We start from the raw sequence: 17,003 nt of genomic DNA, 5'->3' as shown, positions 1-17,003 counted from the left end.
CTGCCGGTTACATTTTATATTTTCATGTTATTTCCGGCATAAAATATTAATCTTATGAAGCATAATTTTGGCGCAGGTCCTGGTATTTTACCACAGGAAGTGCTTAAACAATCCGCAGCAGCTGTTCTGGATTTTAACGGAACAGGATTATCAATATTAGAGATTTCGCACCGCTCACCGGAGTTTGAAGCGGTGATGGACGAGGCCGTAAGTTTAGTGAAAGAACTATTAGCGGTTCCGGATGGTTATTCGGTTGTGTTTTTGCAGGGCGGTGCCAGTTTGCAGTTTGCCATGGTGCCTTATAATCTGCTGCCGCAAAATAAAACCGCTGCTTATTTGGAAACCGGCGTTTGGGCAAATAAGGCTATCAAAGAAGCGAAAATTTTTGGTACACCGGTTGTTGTGGCCACGGACAAAGAAGAAAATTACATCAAAATCCCGAAAAATTATGAAGTGCCTGAGGATGCTTCCTATTTACACATCACTTCAAACAATACTATCTACGGCACGCAGTTGCACAGTTTTCCTAAAACCACGGCTCCTTTGGTTTGCGATATGTCATCTGATATTTTCAGCAGGACTATAAACGTAGCTGATTTTGGGCTGATTTACGCCGGTGCACAAAAAAATATGGGCCCGGCAGGCGCAACTTTGGTTATTGTAAAAAACGATTTGCTGGGAAAGGCAGAACGCCCGATCCCTTCGATGCTCAACTACCAAATGCACATCGATAATGGTTCGATGTACAACACGCCACCGGTTTTTGCCATTTATGTTTCGATGCTGACATTGCGCTGGATTAAAGCCAAAGGAGGTGTGGCCATGATCGAAAAAGAAAATGAAGCCAAAGCCAAAGCCATTTATGCAGAAATCGACCGAAACCCGCTGTTTAAAGGGGTTTGTGCCGAAGAAGATCGTTCGGTGATGAATGTTTGTTTTGTGATGGAAAAACCGGAGCTGGAAAAACCGTTTTTAAAACTGGCGGAAGAACGGAATTTGGTAGGCATTAAAGGCCACCGCAGCGCAGGCGGTTTCCGGGCTTCCATTTATAATGCGCTTCCGATCGAAAGCATCCGGGCCTTGGTTGAGGTGATGCAGGAATTTGCCGAAAAAAACAAATAGATACTTCTTTTATCAACATAAATTTCAGATGATCAGGATATTAGCAAACGATGGGATTGATCCCGCTGGAAAAGCCTTGCTGGAAACAGTTGGTTTTATAGTAGAAACCGAGCACATTCCGCAGGAAATTCTTGCCGAAAAATTAAACAATTTTGATGCGATTACCGTTAGAAGTGCCACCAAAGTACGCCAGGCTTTAATTGATGCCTGTCCGAATTTAAAACTGATTGGCCGCGGCGGCGTAGGTATGGACAATATTGATGTGGAATACGCTAAATCCAAAGGTGTTGCAGTGGTCAATACACCGGCTTCGTCTTCACTTTCTGTGGCCGAACTGGTTTTTGCGCATTTGTTTACCGGTATCCGGTTTTTGCAGGACAGTAACCGGAAAATGCCAATAGAAGGAGATACCAAATTTAACGACCTAAAAAAAGCATACGCCAAAGGGATTGAGCTGCATGGCAAAACTATCGGGATTTTAGGTTTTGGCCGTATTGGCCGTGAAGTTGCCAAAATCGCCATTGGCTTGGGGATGAAGGTTTTAGCTTACGACCTTTATCCGTTTGAACCGGAAATCACGATAGAACTTGGGGATGGACAACTGATAAAAGTATCGGTAAAAACAGCATCTAAAGAAGAAGTAATTGCCCAAAGTGATTTCATTAGTTTACATACGCCTTTCAGCGAAAAACCACTTTTAGGTGCCGAAGAATTTGCCGCCATGAAAAAAGGTGCAGCCGTAGTAAATGCTTCCCGCGGCGGAACAATTGACGAACTGGCTTTGCTGGAAGCTTTAAACAATGGAAAATTAGCTTTTGCCGGTTTGGATGTTTTTGATAACGAGCCAACGCCGCGGCAGGAAATCCTGGTTCACCCCAAAATATCGCTGACGCCGCATATTGGCGCTTCTACCAACGAAGCGCAGGAAAGAATCGGTGTAGAGCTGGCCAATTTGATTATCCAGCATTTTAAAGTTTAGGTAAATTTAACCCCATAAAAAAAGCTTCCGGATTTAGTTCGAAAGCTTTTTTTATGAGGTAATTTTTGCTTTAAAAAAACTTCTGCCGATAAGATGAGGCTATTTTACAATGTTAAAAGTTCCGTTTACGTAGATAGAATCTGTTGGGGAAACTGCAGAATTGTACAGATAATAGGCGTAACTTCCACTGGCTGCGTTGGCAATTGTATCCAGTTTGGTTACGGTTAGCTGTGCTTTTACGGTTTGATTGTTAAGGGTTGTATAACTTTTATCGCCCAGATCCAATTGAGAACTAAGGACCACATATTTTTTACCTGCATCCAAACCAAAATCAAGTACGAAATCTACCGAATTGTCTTTCAGGCCGTTACCGCCGTTTACATTATATTGCGTACCAGAATAAGTACCCGAGCTAAGCCCGATCGGCGCAAAATATGCATATCCGGGAGCCACGTTTTTTAAAGTGAAAGTAGATTTATTTGCATTTACTACAATTGTACTGCCGGAAGAATTGGCCGATAAATCACTTGGTTTCAAAATTGGCATTTCTTCTGTGCAGGACTGCAGAAAAATACCGCATAAAAGAAGCATTGCCGGTGCAAGCAACGCTTCACGTAAAGTAAAAAAGTTATTCATAAATCAGGTTTTTAGTAAATACAAAAGCATTTACAACTGATAGGCAACTCCTTTTTGGGCAATCGTTACTGCATAACCGCCATCGGTTAAAGTATCGGCCAAAGCTTGCATACTCGTTGTTTCCCCGTGTACGAGAAAAACCTGTTTTAGTTTTACCGGACTGTTATGTTTTACGGTATTTACCAAATCTTCGTGATCACCGTGCGCGCTGAACAAATCCGTTTGTTTGATCGTTGCATAAACCGAAAGATCGCGGTCTTTGATGTGCACAATCGGATCTCCGCGCAGCAAACGATAACCTAAAGTGCCTTTGGCGCAATAGCCGATGAACAAAATGGTACAATAATAATTTTGAATGTTGTGGAAAAGATGATCCTGAATGCGGCCGCCTTCCAGCATTCCGGCAGAAGAAATGATGATACAAGGCTCAAAATAATTAGAAACCTGTTTGCTGTCGCTCAAATTCTCAACATAAGTTAGGTTGTCAAACTCAAATTCATCTCCTGATCGGCGGTAAAATTCCTGCGCTTCTTCGCTCAGCAACTGGTGATGTTTCCTGAAAATCCCAGTGGAGGAATTGGCCATCGGACTATCAACAAAAACCCTGACCGGCGGCAGCAGGCCTTTTGAAAATATCTTGTTCAGCGAAAAAACCAAAGCCTGTGTACGGCCAATGCTGAAAGCCGGAATAATCAATCTTCCTGCTTCTTTTACACAGCATTTTTCGATGGTCTCGGTCAAAACTTCCTCAATTGTTTTTCCTTTGGAGTGGTTCCGGCCGCCGTAAGTGGATTCGGAAACCAAAAAATCTGTTGGCGGCAAAACCTGCGGATCGGGCAGTGTCGGATAGTTTTTCCGGCCGATATCACCGGTGAAAGTGATCGTTTTTTCTTCGCCGTTCTCCCGGATTTTTAATACTGCCGAAGCTGCGCCCAGTAAATGGCCTGCCGGAATGAAAGTCAGTTCAATATCGCCATTAATGCGGAACGGTCGGTTAAATCCAATCGTAACAAAACGGTCTATCGTATCCAAAACGTGTTTTTGCAGATACAAAGGCTGAAAATTCCGGCTGCCATCACGCCGTTTATGACCACGATGCTTACGGCTTTTTTGTGCCTTGCTCATAAAAATATTTACCGAATCCATCAGCAGTAATTCAGCGAGTTCTGCAGTTGGCGGCGTGCACAAAATTTGTCCGGCAAAACCCATCCGTACTAAAGTTGGCAAATTTCCCGAGTGATCAATATGTGCATGGGTTAAGATCACCAAATCTATTTCCCCGGGGTTGAAAGGAAAATCTTCATTGGTTTGTACAGAATGATCTCTTTCGTAATCCAAACCACAGTCTATCAGTATTTTATAATTTTCAGCTGTAGTAAGCAAGTGCATGCTTCCGGTAACTTGTTCGGCAGCACCCCAAATCGTTAATTTCATTTAATATCTTTCTGCGTAGTGTTTACGCCAATTTTTATAGGGTAAAAGAAGCATCGCGGCAGAACGTAAACCTGACCTAAACTTCAAATTGCAAGCTGCTAAGATAGCGATAAAGACCGCCTTCGTGGGTAATCAATTCATCGTGCGTACCGCTTTCTTTCACTTTTCCTTTTTCTAAAACAATAATTTTATCGGCTTCGCGGATGGTTGACAAGCGGTGCGCAATGATGATGGAAGTCCGGTTTTTCATCAGTTCTTCCAACGCTTCCTGCACCAAACGTTCTGATTCTGAATCTAATGAAGAGGTGGCTTCGTCCAAAATCAATATCGAAGGGTTTTTAAGCAAGGCCCGTGCAATGGCAATCCGCTGGCGCTGGCCGCCGGAAAGTTTTACGCCGCGCTCGCCCACAATGGTATCATAACCTTCCGGAAAAGATTTGATAAACTGATCCGCATTGGCGCGTTGTGCAGCTTTGATGATCTCTTCTTCGGAAGAATTTAACTTACCGTAAGCAATGTTTTCACGGATAGTTCCGCCAAAAAGCAGCACATCCTGCGGAACAATGGCCACCTGGTTCCGGATATCTGTTAAAGAATAGGAGGAGGCCGGTTTTCCGTCAAACAAAATCAAACCGTTTTGCGGATGATAAAACTGCAAAATTAAACCGGCAATAGTAGATTTTCCGGCTCCGCTTGGGCCAACAATGGCAATTTTTTCTCCCGAGTGCGCATGGAACGATACTTCTTTTAGCACGGTAATTTCGGTGCGGGAAGGATAAGCAAAAACCACGTTTTCAAAATCAAGGTTCCCGGTGATGGTTTGTTTGATGTTGTTATCAGCAATTTTGATAGAAATATCTTCCCCTTTTTCGTCTAAAATCTCTAAAACACGTTCACTGGCACCAACCGCTTTTTGCAAACCGGCGTACAACTCCGGGAAACTGCCCATCGCTGCGCCAACAAAAATCGAATACAATATAAAAGTGGTTAAATTACCAACAGACATTTCGCCGTGACTAACCAAAACCGAACCGTACCAGATGACGGCCACAATTGCCCCAAATAAACAAAATACGATAAACGAAGCAAACAGGCCGCGAAACTTGGCACCACGCACGGCAATACCGGCAACTTCACGGATTTTCTTTTCATACCGTCCGGCTTCAAATGCTTCATTTACAAAGGCTTTTACGTTGGAAATCCCTTGTAGTGTTTCCTCTACAATCGTGTTGGATTCGGCCAATTTATCCTGTGCCTGCCGCGAAATTTTCCGGATAAACCTTCCGAAGAAGACCGCAACCACGATCAAAACCGGCAAAATCAGCAACAAGGTAAACGTGAGTTTGATGGAAAAAATCGCGAGTAAAATGATACCGCCAATCATCAAAACCAACTGCCGGATCATTTCGGCCAAAGTGGTGGTAATGGCATCCTGAATTTGAGAAAGATCTGCAGAAATCCGGCTGTTCAACTCGCCGACACGCCGATTGGAAAAGAAATTCATCGGCAAAGTAATCAGCCTGAAATACGTGTCGCGGCGGATATCTGCCAGCGCGTTTTCGGCCACCTGCACAAACCAAACCACCCGAAAATAGGAAACACCTGCCTGAAAAAGCAGCACAACAAACGCCAGCGAACCAATGGCATTTACTGTTGGCGGCAAAAAAGCATAACGCTGTTTGCCCTGCGCCGCATCGATCAGCGCACCTAAAAAAGAAGGAAAAGCAAGGCCGGTCAAGCTGGTTAAAAAAAGAAAAACCAGGGCAGCAAAAAATTTGCCCCGGTAAGGTTTGATATAAACTAAAAGTTTGGATATTTTATGTAAACTTTCGCGGTTCAGCTTTGCTTTTGGTAATTCCTGTTCCTGCGTGCTGCCGCTGTTTAGTTGCGCTCTGGCCATTATTTTGTATCGAATTTTGTATAAGCAACGAGTTTATCAAAATTCTTTGGCTTTGGCAATTTAGCGTGCTTTAGTTGACTTAACCCTGATGATTGCGAAAATCAGGATCATAATCAAAGCAACCGCGGCGATCAAAAAATACTGATATCGCTCGGTCTGGCGATTATTTTCAGCTGCTTCTGCCTGTAGTTTTTGGGCTTGCCCGCGAAGCAGATTAATCGTTTTGATGAAACCATAGTTCCGGTTTTCAGATTCATTGGATTTGCTTTCCACTTCGGTTTGCACGGTCGTCCGATAATCCAGCAAGATTTTCAACTCCTTAAAAACAGTATTATCGGTTTTCACAATATCCATCAAAATCTCGTTAGACCGGCGGATGTCTTTCTTGGTCTGCAAACCAAAAATTCCGGTGTGCCTGTCCAAACTTTGAAAATACTGGTTGAAAGTGATGCTTCTTTTAGCCAGTAAATTATTGATTTTTGTGCGTTGAAGCTGATAAGCCAACGAATCTGTTGCTTGGGAAAATGCATTTCCAAACCAAAAAAACAAGGATAAAAACAGTATGTATTTTGAGAAGTTCATAGCAATTGATTGGTGACAAGGTCTATGGTTTATAGCGAATTATATAGTTGTTTCAGATAGGTTTTTGTTCAAAGCTGATTGACTACAAAAACTCGATCCGTACAATATCACCTACATTTAAACCCAGCAAACCGCTGGCATTGCCTTTATTTATGGCAATTTCCAAATGATCGCTTATGCCGAACAAGCATAATTTTTCACCTTCTGGCACTTCATTATAATGCCAGCTGAGTTTATTGATGGATTCGTTCCGTTTAAAATAAAGCACAAACTGCCGCCCGTTCTGCACTTCCGTAAAAAGTTCTTTGGTAATATTGGTGATTACGTTTTGGAAAGAATCAATATAAATAACGCTTCCTTTTACGATGTTTTGATCTACTACCGGCTGCAAAGTCATCTTTTTTTCCAGCCGGATCAGCGGTATGCCAATATCTGTGAGTTTTCTTTTTTGGGCGAGATGACACGCCGCTTTTACAAAAATATCGGCCAGCGGAAAATGCAGGAATTTTAAATCTTGTAAAATGGTAATTTCCACCATCTCATCCGGTATATGATCAAAAATCAATGAAAAGATGCCGTTATCAGCCCCAACAAAATAATGGTTGTGATAGCTAATGGCTAAATATCTGGTCTGATCGTTGTAAACCGTATCGATCCCGATCAAATGAACGGTTTCCTCTGGAAAGTAATGAAAGCTGTTTTTAAGTATAAATGCAGCCTGTGGCACATTAAATACTGATATTGAATGGGTTATATCAACAATATTAACATCTGGCAACAACTTCAAAATACTGCCTTTCAGGGCAGCCTGATAGATGTCTTTATCGCCCAGATCTGTAGTTAAAGTTATTATCGCCATTAATTTTTTTCAATATTTATCACTAATCTTGTGGATAGCTATAAACTGCTGCAAATATTAAATTTTTAAGCATAAAAAATGACAACTAAAAATTCTTAAGCTTGAACGAATTAAATTTAACGATTGATGCCATTAACCCGGCGGTGTTGTGGGGGTCTAACAATGACCATTTTGAAGTCATAAAAAAACAGTTTCCAAAGCTGAAAATTGTTGCCCGCGGAAGCGATATAAAGGTTTTGGGGGACGAAGCCGAAATCAAAAATTTCCAGGAAAAGCTGAACCAACTTGTAGGACATGTAGAGAAATTCCAAAATCTTCATCTGATTGATGTAGAACGGATTGTGGGATCGAAGGGTGCCGTTCCAGTTGCTGCCGAAACCAATGGGCAAGAGAAAGCGAGTAACGGTGAAGTGATTGTGTTTGGCAACAATGGCCTGATGATCAAAGCCCGAACGCCGAACCAGCAACGAATGGTCACCAGTATCACCAAAAACGATATTTTGTTTGCCATTGGGCCGGCCGGCACCGGTAAAACTTATACAGCAGTTGCGCTGGCCGTCCGGGCATTAAAAAACAAAGAAATCAAGCGGATTATTTTAACGCGCCCAGCAGTGGAAGCAGGCGAGAACCTGGGTTTTTTGCCGGGAGACCTAAAGGAAAAAATCGATCCGTATCTGCGCCCGCTATACGATGCTTTGGATGATATGATCCCGGCAGAACGGTTAAAGGTTTATCTTGAAAACCGTACCATTGAAATTGCACCTTTGGCTTTTATGCGTGGCCGTACCTTAGACAATTGTTTTGTAATTTTAGATGAAGCACAAAATGCCACCGATATGCAACTGAAAATGTTTTTAACGCGTATGGGGCCAACCGCAAAATTTATTGTTACCGGAGATGTTACGCAGATAGATTTACCCCGGAAACAGCAATCCGGTTTGCATACGGCATTGCGGATTTTGCCCGATATAAAAGGCATCGAAATCATTTACCTGAATGGCGATGATGTAGTGAGGCACAAATTAGTAAAACGAATACTGGAAGCTTACGGCGACATTCAGTAAACCCGATCAACACAACAGATTTTTAACAATTTAAGGTGCTGTTTTTACGGATACTTTTTATGAACGCAATAAAAGAAACAAACTTTAATTTTCCGGGGCAAAGTGATTTTTACCGGGGCAAGGTGCGGGATGTTTATACAATTGGCAATCAATATCTGGTAATGGTTGCTTCGGACCGCATTTCGGCATTTGATGTGGTTTTGCCGGAACCAATTCCGTATAAAGGACAGGTTTTGAACCAAATTGCGGCCAAGTTTTTAGAAGCTACGGCAGATATTGTCCCGAACTGGGTACTTGTCGTTCCAGACCCGAATGTAACTATTGGCCGTATATGCGAACCTTTTAAGGTAGAAATGGTGATCCGGGGCTATCTGGCCGGCCATGCCTGGCGCGAATATTCAGCCGGTAAAAGAAGCATTTGCGGCGTGGCTTTACCAAACGGATTAAAGGAAAATGACAAGCTTCAGCAACCCATTATCACCCCAACTACTAAAGCAGCAGTTGGCCATGATGAAGATATTTCAAGAGCAGAAATACTAAAACAAGGGATTGTATCTGAAGCAGATTACGTGCAACTGGAAGCTTATACACAAGCACTTTTTGAGCGCGGCACACAGATAGCGGCTAAAACCGGTTTGATATTGGTGGACACCAAATATGAATTTGGCAAATCCGACGGGAAAATATTTTTGATCGATGAAATCCATACACCTGATTCTTCTCGTTATTTCTATTCAGAAGGGTATCAAAAACGTCAGCAAAAAAATGAGCCGCAAAAACAGCTTTCAAAAGAGTTTGTACGGAAGTGGTTGCTGGAAAATGGGTTTTCCGGCCAGGCCGGGCAGCAAATCCCGGATATGACCGCAGCGATTGTTGATTCTATTTCTGAAAGGTACATTGAACTCTACGAACGTATTGTTGATCTGCCATTTCAAAAACCCGGAGATGAAAACATTTTGGACAGAGTAGAAAAAAATATTCAAAAAGCAATTGAACTTTTGCCTTAAAACCTTTTATTTCTACTCAAAATTATACTATCTTTAACTATTAATATTTAGGTATATGAAATTTACGGTTGATAAACATGAAAAATACGTTTTGATCAAATTAAACGAATCAAAACTAAATTCATTGATCTCACCTCAACTCAAATCAGAATTGATTTTGATGAACACAGATGGGCAGCGCAATATTATTTTGGATTTGGGCATGGTAAAATTTGCGGATTCTTCCGGTTTAAGCAGTTTACTTGTTGGTCATCGTATATGTAAAAATGCCGAAGGAAATTTTATATTGACCGGTTTAAGCGATTCTGTTGCGCGCTTAGTTTCCATTTCCCAATTAGAAAACGTACTCTCTATTGTAGGCACTACAGAAGAAGCAATTGACTTGGTTTTTATGGAAGAAATTGAAAAAGAGCTTAAAAAAGAAACCAAATAACCGGTTCTGCTTGCGCTGAAAATGAGATTTGAGGTAACGATTTTAGGAAGCAGCTCTGCCACACCTATATACAACAGAAATCCTACTTCGCAAGCTTTGAACGTTAATGAACGTGTTTATCTGATTGATTGCGGCGAAGGTACACAACAGCAAATGCTGCGTTTTGATGTAAAACCGGGCAAAATAGATCATATTTTTATCAGTCATTTGCATGGAGATCATTATTTGGGGCTGATCGGTTTGTTGTCTTCCATGCATTTAAACGGCAGGAAAAAACCAATGAAACTGTTTGGGCCGCCGGATTTGATCAAGATAATAAATGTCCATTTTGAGTATTCCTGGACAAACCTGAACTACGAAATTGAATTTTACCCCACTCAAACCAAACGTCCGGAAACCATCCTAGACAATAATGACCTTACTGTAGAAACAATTATCCTTAACCATCGCATTCCCTGTACCGGTTTCGTTTTTCGACAAAAAAAACCTTTGTTAAAATTAGATGCGCATCAGTTGGAAAATTATCAGGTTCCGCGAAATCAGTTTTTTAAGTTGAAACAAGGTGCAGATTTTATTTCAGAACAAGGTAAAATTGTTTCGAATGATCTGTTGACAATCAAACCGGATGACCCTAAAAGTTACGCTTATTGTTCTGATACTTTAGCTAATGATTCTTATCTGCCTCAAATACAGAAAGTTGATTTGCTATATCACGAAGCAACTTTTTTAAATGATCTGCTGATCCGCGCTCAGGAAACACATCATACTACAGCTTTACAAGCAGGGGAAATTGCTCAAAAAGCAAATGTAAAAAAGCTGTTGATAGGCCATTTTTCTGCACGGTACAAAACTTTGGATGATCTACTGAACGAAGCGAGGTCTGTATTTTTAAATACAGACCTCGCAATAGAAGGAAAAACTTATGTTGTATAATTAATTCCTGCTTTTAAAAAACTGATGCTTCTTTTAGCACTGTAATTTTGGTGGTTTAATCACCATTACACAAAACTGAAAATGAACTTTAGCAATTTTTAGGTGATAAAAGAAGCATGTAAAATATCGGTCAGAATTTGAACGGGGCCTCAACTATTTTTTCTTTCCTTTTCCACCAATCTGGATCAGGCTGAAATCTACACTAATGTACCGTTTTGGGTTTTCTTTAACATCTACAATTAATTTATCCAGACTTTCTGCTGCATTGTTCAGGTTATTGTACATTTTATCGTCGTTCAAAAGTAAACCAAGCGAACCTTTACCATTGTTGATTTTGTTGATTGCCACCTGCAGATCCGAAACTGCTTTATTGGCATTTGTTAAAGTTTCCTGAATATTTACTTTAGCGGCCTGATCGCTCAGTTTATCAAAATTGGACACAATCCTGGCAATGCGGTCATTATTGTTTCGCAGATTAGTAGATATAGATTCAAAGTTTGACAGGATTTTACCAACTTTGCCGCCTTCGGTGCCTACCAAACCATCAACTCTTTTGCTGGTACTTTCTAATGTGGCCAGCGTATTTGCAATACTTTTAAAGCTGCGGTCAAAATTATTTGCAAAACCAGGATTTAAAATGGTGTTTACAGAAGTGAGCAGCGAATCCATTTTGGCAATAATTGTTTCCACCTTTTTTTGTACCGGCTGAACAGACTCTGCCAAACTACGTTCAACGTTAGAGCGCAAAGTATCTTTATTTTCTGCAAATACCGCACTGTTTCCGAGTTCAAATTCTACAGCTTTGTTCCCAAGCAAATCTGTGCTGATTAGTTTTGCCACAGAATTTTCCGGGATAGGATAATCTTTACTGATCTTAAACTCGACAACTGTTTTACCGCTATGCTGCAAACGCATGTTGGAAATACGGCCAATTTGAAAACCATTCACCAGCACCGGTTTAGAAACGTTTAGTCCGTCCACATGGCTATAGATCGCATAAAACAGCTGCTCTCTCGAAAAAATATCGTTACCGCGTAAAAAATTATACCCTAAAATAAGTACCGTAATTGCAATGGCTGTAAGTGCGCCAATTTTTGTTTCGTTTGATATTTTCAAAATAGAGGGTTTTAATATAGTTTGATTTATTCGTTTTCCTTGCGGTATTTTACAATTGCCCGTACAATGGAGTTTACAATTTCAGTTTGTCCTTCTTCTGAGTTCAAATATTTTTCATCATCCGGATTGTTGATAAAACCAGTCTCAACCAAAACCGATGGCATTGCACTATGGCATAAAACCAGCACACCCTGCTCAATTACACCATTGCTGTGGCGGCCATCCGTTTCTACAAACTCACTATTGAGCAAATCAGCAAAACGGATGCTTTGTTTACGATATTTATTTTTATAAGCGTTTAATAAAATGGTAGAAGTTGGGTCAGTTGGGTCAAAACTACTGTCCATTTCTTTAGAATCTTTTTCGTCCATCAAATTTTCGCGGATGGCTTTTTCTTCTTCTTTAGTACGATGGAAACCATAAACCAACAGCAGAACACCTTTACCGGAACGATTGGCAACGCGTGTCCTTTTTCCGCGAACGGTTACAATTTTATCCGGCAAAGAGTTGCAATGTATGGAAATAAAAAGGTTTCCTTTGTTTTCATTGGCAATGTCTGATCGTTTTTGCCAGTCCACATCTTCACCATCTGTGCGCGTCATCACTACTTTAATGTCGCTCATTTGCTGCTGTATCGCTTTTTGTAACTTAAATGCGATTGCAAGCGTTACGTCTTTTTCCAATGAAAACGAACCTGCAGCACCGGCGCGGCGGCCACCATGCCCGGCATCAACTACAATTGTTTTGAGCTTGAAGCGTTTTTCGGCAAGTGTATCAGCTGGCATTGATTTTTCAAGGGCAAAAGAAGTACTGCTGGCAAAAAGGTTAAAAAACGTTAAACAATAAATGAGCCTTTTCAATGTTTTAATTTTCGTTAATTTTGAGACCGTACACAACATACATTTGCAAAAATAATATTCAAAATCGATTTTGAGATTTATAAAGTTTCTTTTTCCTGTACTGCTCGTCACAATTTGTTTTTTTTCTGCTTTTTCTTTCTCCATTACGCGTTTTGTAAAAAAATATAAGCCTGCAACAGCCGATACAGTAATCCAGCTTGATTCTTTCAAAAAGCGTGATCGTATTTTGTTGCAGAAAGATACTGTTCCGGGAAAAAGAAAAACCACCAAAAAAACAGGTGTAAAAACAGCATCAGCAAAAACCGATACGACCAATAAATCCAAAAACGGTTTAAATTCTACCGTAAAATATACAGCCGAAGATTCTATTGTTACCGATCAGGAAAAGAATATTGTTTACCTGTATGGCAAAGCCCGCATTACTTACGAAGATGCGGCTATCGATGCAGATTACATCCGGCTTGATCAAAAAAACCATACGGCTTACGCACGTGGAACGACGAACCCGAAAACTAAGCGTTATTCCGGCAAACCCATCCTCAAGCAAAAAAACGACAGTCCGGTCACGGCAGATTCTTTAGTGTTTGATTATGTGACCAAAAAAGCAAAAATATATCAGGCTTTTTCCGAGCAACAGGGCAATTATATTTCGGGCGGACAAGCCAAAAAACTGAACGAAGATGAAATTGCTTACCGCAATATTTTGTTCAGCACCTGTAATTTGCCTTATCCGGACACGCATTTCGGTATTGTGATCACAAAAGGTATCGCCGAGAAGAACCAGATTATTTCCGGCCCGGCTTATCTGGAAATTGAAGGCGTGCCGCTGCCTGTTGCCATTCCGTTCGGTTTTTTCCCGAAACCAGACAAGCGGACTTCCGGCATCATTTTGCCCTCTTTTGGGGAAGATGCCACGCTGGGTTTTAACCTGCGCAACTTTGGCTATTATATGGGTTTTGGTGATAAATTTGATTTGACCAATTACGGTTCTATCTACTCAAAAGGATCATTTGAACTGAGCAGTGATGCACGTTATTTCGACCGGTATAGATATTCAGGCAATTTGGTATTGAGTTTTGGTTATCATAAATATGGTCTGGAAACAGATCCAGCCGCCAAAGATTTCAACATCCGGTGGTCACACACGCAAAACCCCAATGCGCATCCGGGTACTACTTTCAGTGCTTCTGTTAATGCCGGAACATCAACTTATTACTCCAATAATGCCAGTAACGTTAACTATAATTTAACAGCTTTAACACAAAATACCTTACGTTCAAGCGTTGCGTACAGCAAAACCTGGGCGGGTACACCGTTCAATTTTACGGCCAGTGCCAACCATAGTCAGCAACTGTCCACCAAAACCATTACGCTGGATTTGCCAAGTTTTACTTTTAATATGGCCAGCATCAACCCGTTTGATTCTAAAACCCGGGTTGGCCAGCAAAAGTGGTATCAGCGCATCAACGTACAATATACTTTAACGGGCGATAACCGGGTTACGGCCATTCCCGAATCTCAGTTTCTGACCAAACAGGTTTTTAAGCGGTTTCAAAATGGTTTCCAGCAAACTATTCCGGTAAGTTTGAGTTTAAATGTGCTTAAATATTTTCAGTTTTCTTCCAGTATCAATTATAATGAGGTAGATTACCTGCAGACCATCCGTAAACGCTATGCACGCGGCAACACAACCGGTGTAGATTCTTTGGTTACCGATACCGTTCCGGGATTTCGCCGTGCCGGGTCTTATAGCGTAAGTACCGGTTTGTCTACCAAAGTTTACGGAACGGTTAATTTTAAGAACAGTAAACTATTAGCGATCCGCCATGTAATGACGCCTTCACTGAGTTTTCAATATCGGCCTGATTATAATAACGATTCTTACGGTTATTTTCAAAATGTGGTAAGCAATCCGGCCATTCCGTATCCGTATGCTACCACCCGATATTCTATTTTTGATAATTCTTTATATCAGGGCCCTTCCGGCGGAAGATCTGCCGGTATAGCTTTAAGTGTTGATAATACCGTAGAAGCAAAAGTACGCGCCAAAAGTACCGATACCACCAATGCCGACCGGAAAATCCCGATTCTACAGGGGCTTACTTTTTCTACCTTTTATAACATTGTGGCCGATTCCCTGAAACTTTCGCCGATCAGTGTTAGCGGGCGCACGGCTTTGTTCAACCAAAAACTGGGCATCAATTTCAGTTCTGTATTCAACCCTTACACAACAATTGTCAAAGATTCTATTTCCAACGGGCAAATTGTAAAATATGCCAGGGTGATCAATCAATATACATTAGCTACCGGCAAGTTGCCTACATTATCATCATTTTCCATTTCATCCAATTTCAGCTTAAACTCTAATTCGGCCAAAAACCAGCGACAGCAGCGCAACCAAAATCAAAATAACCTAAATACGTTGCAAGGCATGAACGCGCAGCAGGCCGGGCAATTGGCCATGATCAACCGCGACCCAAATGCTTTTGTGGATTTTAACATTCCCTGGAATGTTTCCCTGAATTATAATTTCAGTTATTTTAACTCTGGTGTTACTACGTCCATCAGCAATGCCGTAAACGTAAACGGCGATTTTAACGTTACACCGAAATGGAAGCTGCAATACACTTCCGGTTATGATTTCAGGCAGAGCAAAATCAGCACGACGTCCTTGTCCATTTATCGTGATCTGCATTGCTGGGATTTGGCTTTTCAATGGATTCCGTTTGGCTATTACAAATATTACAGTGTTGATTTGCGCGTAAAAGCCAGTATTTTACAAACGCTGAAACTGAACAAGCGGAAAGATTACTATAACAATTATTAAATGTTAGCAGAAATTATAACGATTGGCGATGAAATCCTGATCGGGCAGATCATCGATAGCAACTCGGCCTGGATGGCGCAGCAACTAAATGCCATTGGTGTCCGCATCAAACAAATTTCTTCTGTTTCTGATGATCGCGGGCACATTTTTTCTGCCCTAAAAGAAGCATCCGGTCGGGCCGATCTGATTTTGATAACCGGCGGATTAGGCCCAACAAAGGACGACATCACCAAAACCACTCTTGCCGAATATTTTGGTGTGGGCATGAAACGCGATCAGCAAACGCTGGACAATGTGGCCAATATTTTTGAACGATACAACCGGCCGCTGCTGGAAGTAAATATCCGGCAGGCTGATGTGCCCGAAAACTGCGAAGTTTTGTTCAATAAAAACGGTACTGCGCCCGGCATGTGGTTTCAGGTAGATGGAAAAGTTTTTGTTTCTATGCCTGGCGTTCCGTTTGAAATGATGTATCTAATGGAAGATTTAGTGATTCCAAAACTGAAAGAAACGTTTGATCTGCCAAAAATCATCCATCAAACCATTTTGACCGCTGGCGAGGGCGAATCTTTTCTGGCCGAACGCATTGCTGATATTGAAGATCAGCTGCCGCCGGAAATCAAGCTGGCTTACCTGCCAAAACTGGGTGTGGTGCGTTTGCGTTTAAGTGCTTATGGCGAAGATGAAAATCAGCTTAAAAAAGCGTTGGCCATTCAAACCAAAAAAATAACCAAAAGGCTGGGCGATACGATTGTGGCAACAGAAGATATCCCGCTGGAAAAGGCGATACTTCTTTTAATGTCAAAAAATAAGCAAACTTTATCGCTGGCCGAAAGCTGTACCGGCGGTTACCTGGCGCATTTATTCACCAGTTTGCCGGGTGCATCAAGCGTGTTTTTGGGAGGAGCGGTTTCGTATTCGTATGAAATGAAAGAGCGGATGCTTGGCGTAAACCCGGACACTTTGTGGGAAACCGGTGCCGTGAGCGAAGAAACCGTGCGTGAAATGGCAGAAGGTGCATTGCGCACTTTCTCTTCGGATTATGCAGTAGCTGTTACCGGGATTGCCGGTCCGGATGGCGGTACGCCCGAAAAACCGGTTGGCACGGTTTGGATCGCAGTGGCCAATCAGGAGAAAACCCTTGCTAAAAGGTATGTTTTCGGTAATAAACGCATCCAGAATATTGAACGAACGGCAACCCGTGCGATGATCGATTTGCTGCAGTTGCTGCGTGAATCAAAATAAAACGTA

Annotated in this window: 15 protein-coding genes; 8 read left to right on the top strand and 7 right to left on the bottom strand. The window is 41.6% G+C overall.

Annotation, left to right across the window (positions count from 1 at the left end; translation table 11 throughout):
- Window positions 1–54: 54 nt before the first annotated feature.
- Window positions 55–1,122 carry a 3-phosphoserine/phosphohydroxythreonine transaminase gene (serC, locus tag ACOFKR_RS10115; protein WP_419800679.1) on the top strand — a complete coding sequence of 356 codons (1,068 nt, stop codon included), beginning with the start codon at window positions 55–57 and terminating at the stop codon, window positions 1,120–1,122.
- Between the two features lie 28 nt (window positions 1,123–1,150).
- Window positions 1,151–2,101 (top strand): D-2-hydroxyacid dehydrogenase, encoded by a 951-nt coding sequence (locus tag ACOFKR_RS10110; protein ID WP_419800678.1) that lies wholly within the window; start codon window positions 1,151–1,153, stop codon window positions 2,099–2,101.
- A gap of 99 nt (window positions 2,102–2,200) precedes the next feature.
- Here ACOFKR_RS10110 and ACOFKR_RS10105 read toward each other — a convergent pair whose 3' ends face one another.
- From ACOFKR_RS10105 to ACOFKR_RS10085, 5 genes are all read right to left on the bottom strand, one after another.
- Window positions 2,201–2,737 (bottom strand): hypothetical protein, encoded by a 537-nt coding sequence (locus tag ACOFKR_RS10105; protein WP_419800677.1) that lies wholly within the window; start codon window positions 2,735–2,737, stop codon window positions 2,201–2,203.
- A 30-nt stretch (window positions 2,738–2,767) separates the two neighbouring features.
- A complete protein-coding gene (locus ACOFKR_RS10100; protein WP_419800676.1) occupies window positions 2,768–4,171 on the bottom strand; it encodes an MBL fold metallo-hydrolase in 1,404 nt (467 codons plus the stop codon).
- Between the two features lie 76 nt (window positions 4,172–4,247).
- Complete coding sequence (locus tag ACOFKR_RS10095; RefSeq protein ID WP_419800675.1) at window positions 4,248–6,071, bottom strand: ABC transporter ATP-binding protein; 1,824 nt, start codon at window positions 6,069–6,071, stop codon at window positions 4,248–4,250.
- A gap of 60 nt (window positions 6,072–6,131) precedes the next feature.
- Window positions 6,132–6,653, bottom strand: coding sequence for a hypothetical protein (locus tag ACOFKR_RS10090; RefSeq protein ID WP_419800674.1), 522 nt, complete (start codon window positions 6,651–6,653; stop codon window positions 6,132–6,134).
- 82 nt (window positions 6,654–6,735) lie between these two features.
- On the bottom strand, window positions 6,736–7,512 hold the full coding sequence (locus tag ACOFKR_RS10085; RefSeq protein ID WP_419800673.1) for an SAM hydrolase/SAM-dependent halogenase family protein: 777 nt from the start codon (window positions 7,510–7,512) through the stop codon (window positions 6,736–6,738).
- 101 nt (window positions 7,513–7,613) lie between these two features.
- Between ACOFKR_RS10085 and ACOFKR_RS10080 the strand changes: the two genes are divergently transcribed.
- Genes ACOFKR_RS10080 through ACOFKR_RS10065 form a run of 4 tightly spaced genes read left to right on the top strand, consistent with a single transcriptional unit; the run spans window position 7,614 to window position 10,949 of the window.
- The gene (locus ACOFKR_RS10080; protein ID WP_419800672.1) at window positions 7,614–8,576 is read left to right on the top strand and encodes a PhoH family protein; all 963 of its coding nucleotides are present in this window, start codon (window positions 7,614–7,616) and stop codon (window positions 8,574–8,576) included.
- A 59-nt stretch (window positions 8,577–8,635) separates the two neighbouring features.
- On the top strand, window positions 8,636–9,583 hold the full coding sequence (locus ACOFKR_RS10075; RefSeq protein ID WP_419800671.1) for a phosphoribosylaminoimidazolesuccinocarboxamide synthase: 948 nt from the start codon (window positions 8,636–8,638) through the stop codon (window positions 9,581–9,583).
- A gap of 55 nt (window positions 9,584–9,638) precedes the next feature.
- A complete protein-coding gene (locus tag ACOFKR_RS10070; protein ID WP_419800670.1) occupies window positions 9,639–10,016 on the top strand; it encodes an STAS domain-containing protein in 378 nt (125 codons plus the stop codon).
- A 21-nt stretch (window positions 10,017–10,037) separates the two neighbouring features.
- On the top strand, window positions 10,038–10,949 hold the full coding sequence (locus tag ACOFKR_RS10065) for a ribonuclease Z (RefSeq protein WP_419800669.1): 912 nt from the start codon (window positions 10,038–10,040) through the stop codon (window positions 10,947–10,949).
- Window positions 10,950–11,102: 153 nt separating this feature from the next.
- On the opposite strand, the gene ACOFKR_RS10060 is transcribed toward ACOFKR_RS10065, so the two are convergent.
- Entirely contained in the window at window positions 11,103–12,065 is a 963-nt protein-coding gene (locus ACOFKR_RS10060) for an MlaD family protein (protein WP_419800668.1), read from the bottom strand.
- 26 nt (window positions 12,066–12,091) lie between these two features.
- Window positions 12,092–12,850 carry an N-acetylmuramoyl-L-alanine amidase family protein gene (locus ACOFKR_RS10055; RefSeq protein ID WP_419800667.1) on the bottom strand — a complete coding sequence of 253 codons (759 nt, stop codon included), beginning with the start codon at window positions 12,848–12,850 and terminating at the stop codon, window positions 12,092–12,094.
- 145 nt (window positions 12,851–12,995) lie between these two features.
- Here ACOFKR_RS10055 and ACOFKR_RS10050 point away from each other — a divergent pair, with 145 nt between their 5' ends.
- Together ACOFKR_RS10050 and ACOFKR_RS10045 are read left to right on the top strand one after the other, a co-directional pair.
- Window positions 12,996–15,752: a putative LPS assembly protein LptD gene (locus ACOFKR_RS10050; protein ID WP_419800666.1), complete on the top strand. Its 2,757-nt coding sequence runs from the start codon at window positions 12,996–12,998 to the stop codon at window positions 15,750–15,752.
- Entirely contained in the window at window positions 15,753–16,997 is a 1,245-nt protein-coding gene (locus tag ACOFKR_RS10045; RefSeq protein ID WP_419800665.1) for a competence/damage-inducible protein A, read from the top strand.
- Window positions 16,998–17,003 lie beyond the last annotated feature (6 nt).

This window comes from Mucilaginibacter sp., assembly GCF_965201005.1.
Lineage (GTDB): Bacteria > Bacteroidota > Bacteroidia > Sphingobacteriales > Sphingobacteriaceae > Mucilaginibacter_A.
Note: the sequence above shows the minus strand (reverse complement) of the source record. Positions and strands in the feature narration are given on the sequence as shown.

Coding starts and splice junctions, on each gene's coding strand:
- serC (WP_419800679.1), top strand. CDS start 55: ATGAAGCATAATTTTGGCGCAGGTCCTGGTATTTTACCACAGGAAGTG.
- ACOFKR_RS10110 (WP_419800678.1), top strand. CDS start 1,151: ATGATCAGGATATTAGCAAACGATGGGATTGATCCCGCTGGAAAAGCC.
- ACOFKR_RS10105 (WP_419800677.1), bottom strand. CDS start 2,737: ATGAATAACTTTTTTACTTTACGTGAAGCGTTGCTTGCACCGGCAATG.
- ACOFKR_RS10100 (WP_419800676.1), bottom strand. CDS start 4,171: ATGAAATTAACGATTTGGGGTGCTGCCGAACAAGTTACCGGAAGCATG.
- ACOFKR_RS10095 (WP_419800675.1), bottom strand. CDS start 6,071: ATGGCCAGAGCGCAACTAAACAGCGGCAGCACGCAGGAACAGGAATTA.
- ACOFKR_RS10090 (WP_419800674.1), bottom strand. CDS start 6,653: ATGAACTTCTCAAAATACATACTGTTTTTATCCTTGTTTTTTTGGTTT.
- ACOFKR_RS10085 (WP_419800673.1), bottom strand. CDS start 7,512: ATGGCGATAATAACTTTAACTACAGATCTGGGCGATAAAGACATCTAT.
- ACOFKR_RS10075 (WP_419800671.1), top strand. CDS start 8,636: ATGAACGCAATAAAAGAAACAAACTTTAATTTTCCGGGGCAAAGTGAT.
- ACOFKR_RS10070 (WP_419800670.1), top strand. CDS start 9,639: ATGAAATTTACGGTTGATAAACATGAAAAATACGTTTTGATCAAATTA.
- ACOFKR_RS10065 (WP_419800669.1), top strand. CDS start 10,038: ATGAGATTTGAGGTAACGATTTTAGGAAGCAGCTCTGCCACACCTATA.
- ACOFKR_RS10055 (WP_419800667.1), bottom strand. CDS start 12,850: ATGCCAGCTGATACACTTGCCGAAAAACGCTTCAAGCTCAAAACAATT.
- ACOFKR_RS10045 (WP_419800665.1), top strand. CDS start 15,753: ATGTTAGCAGAAATTATAACGATTGGCGATGAAATCCTGATCGGGCAG.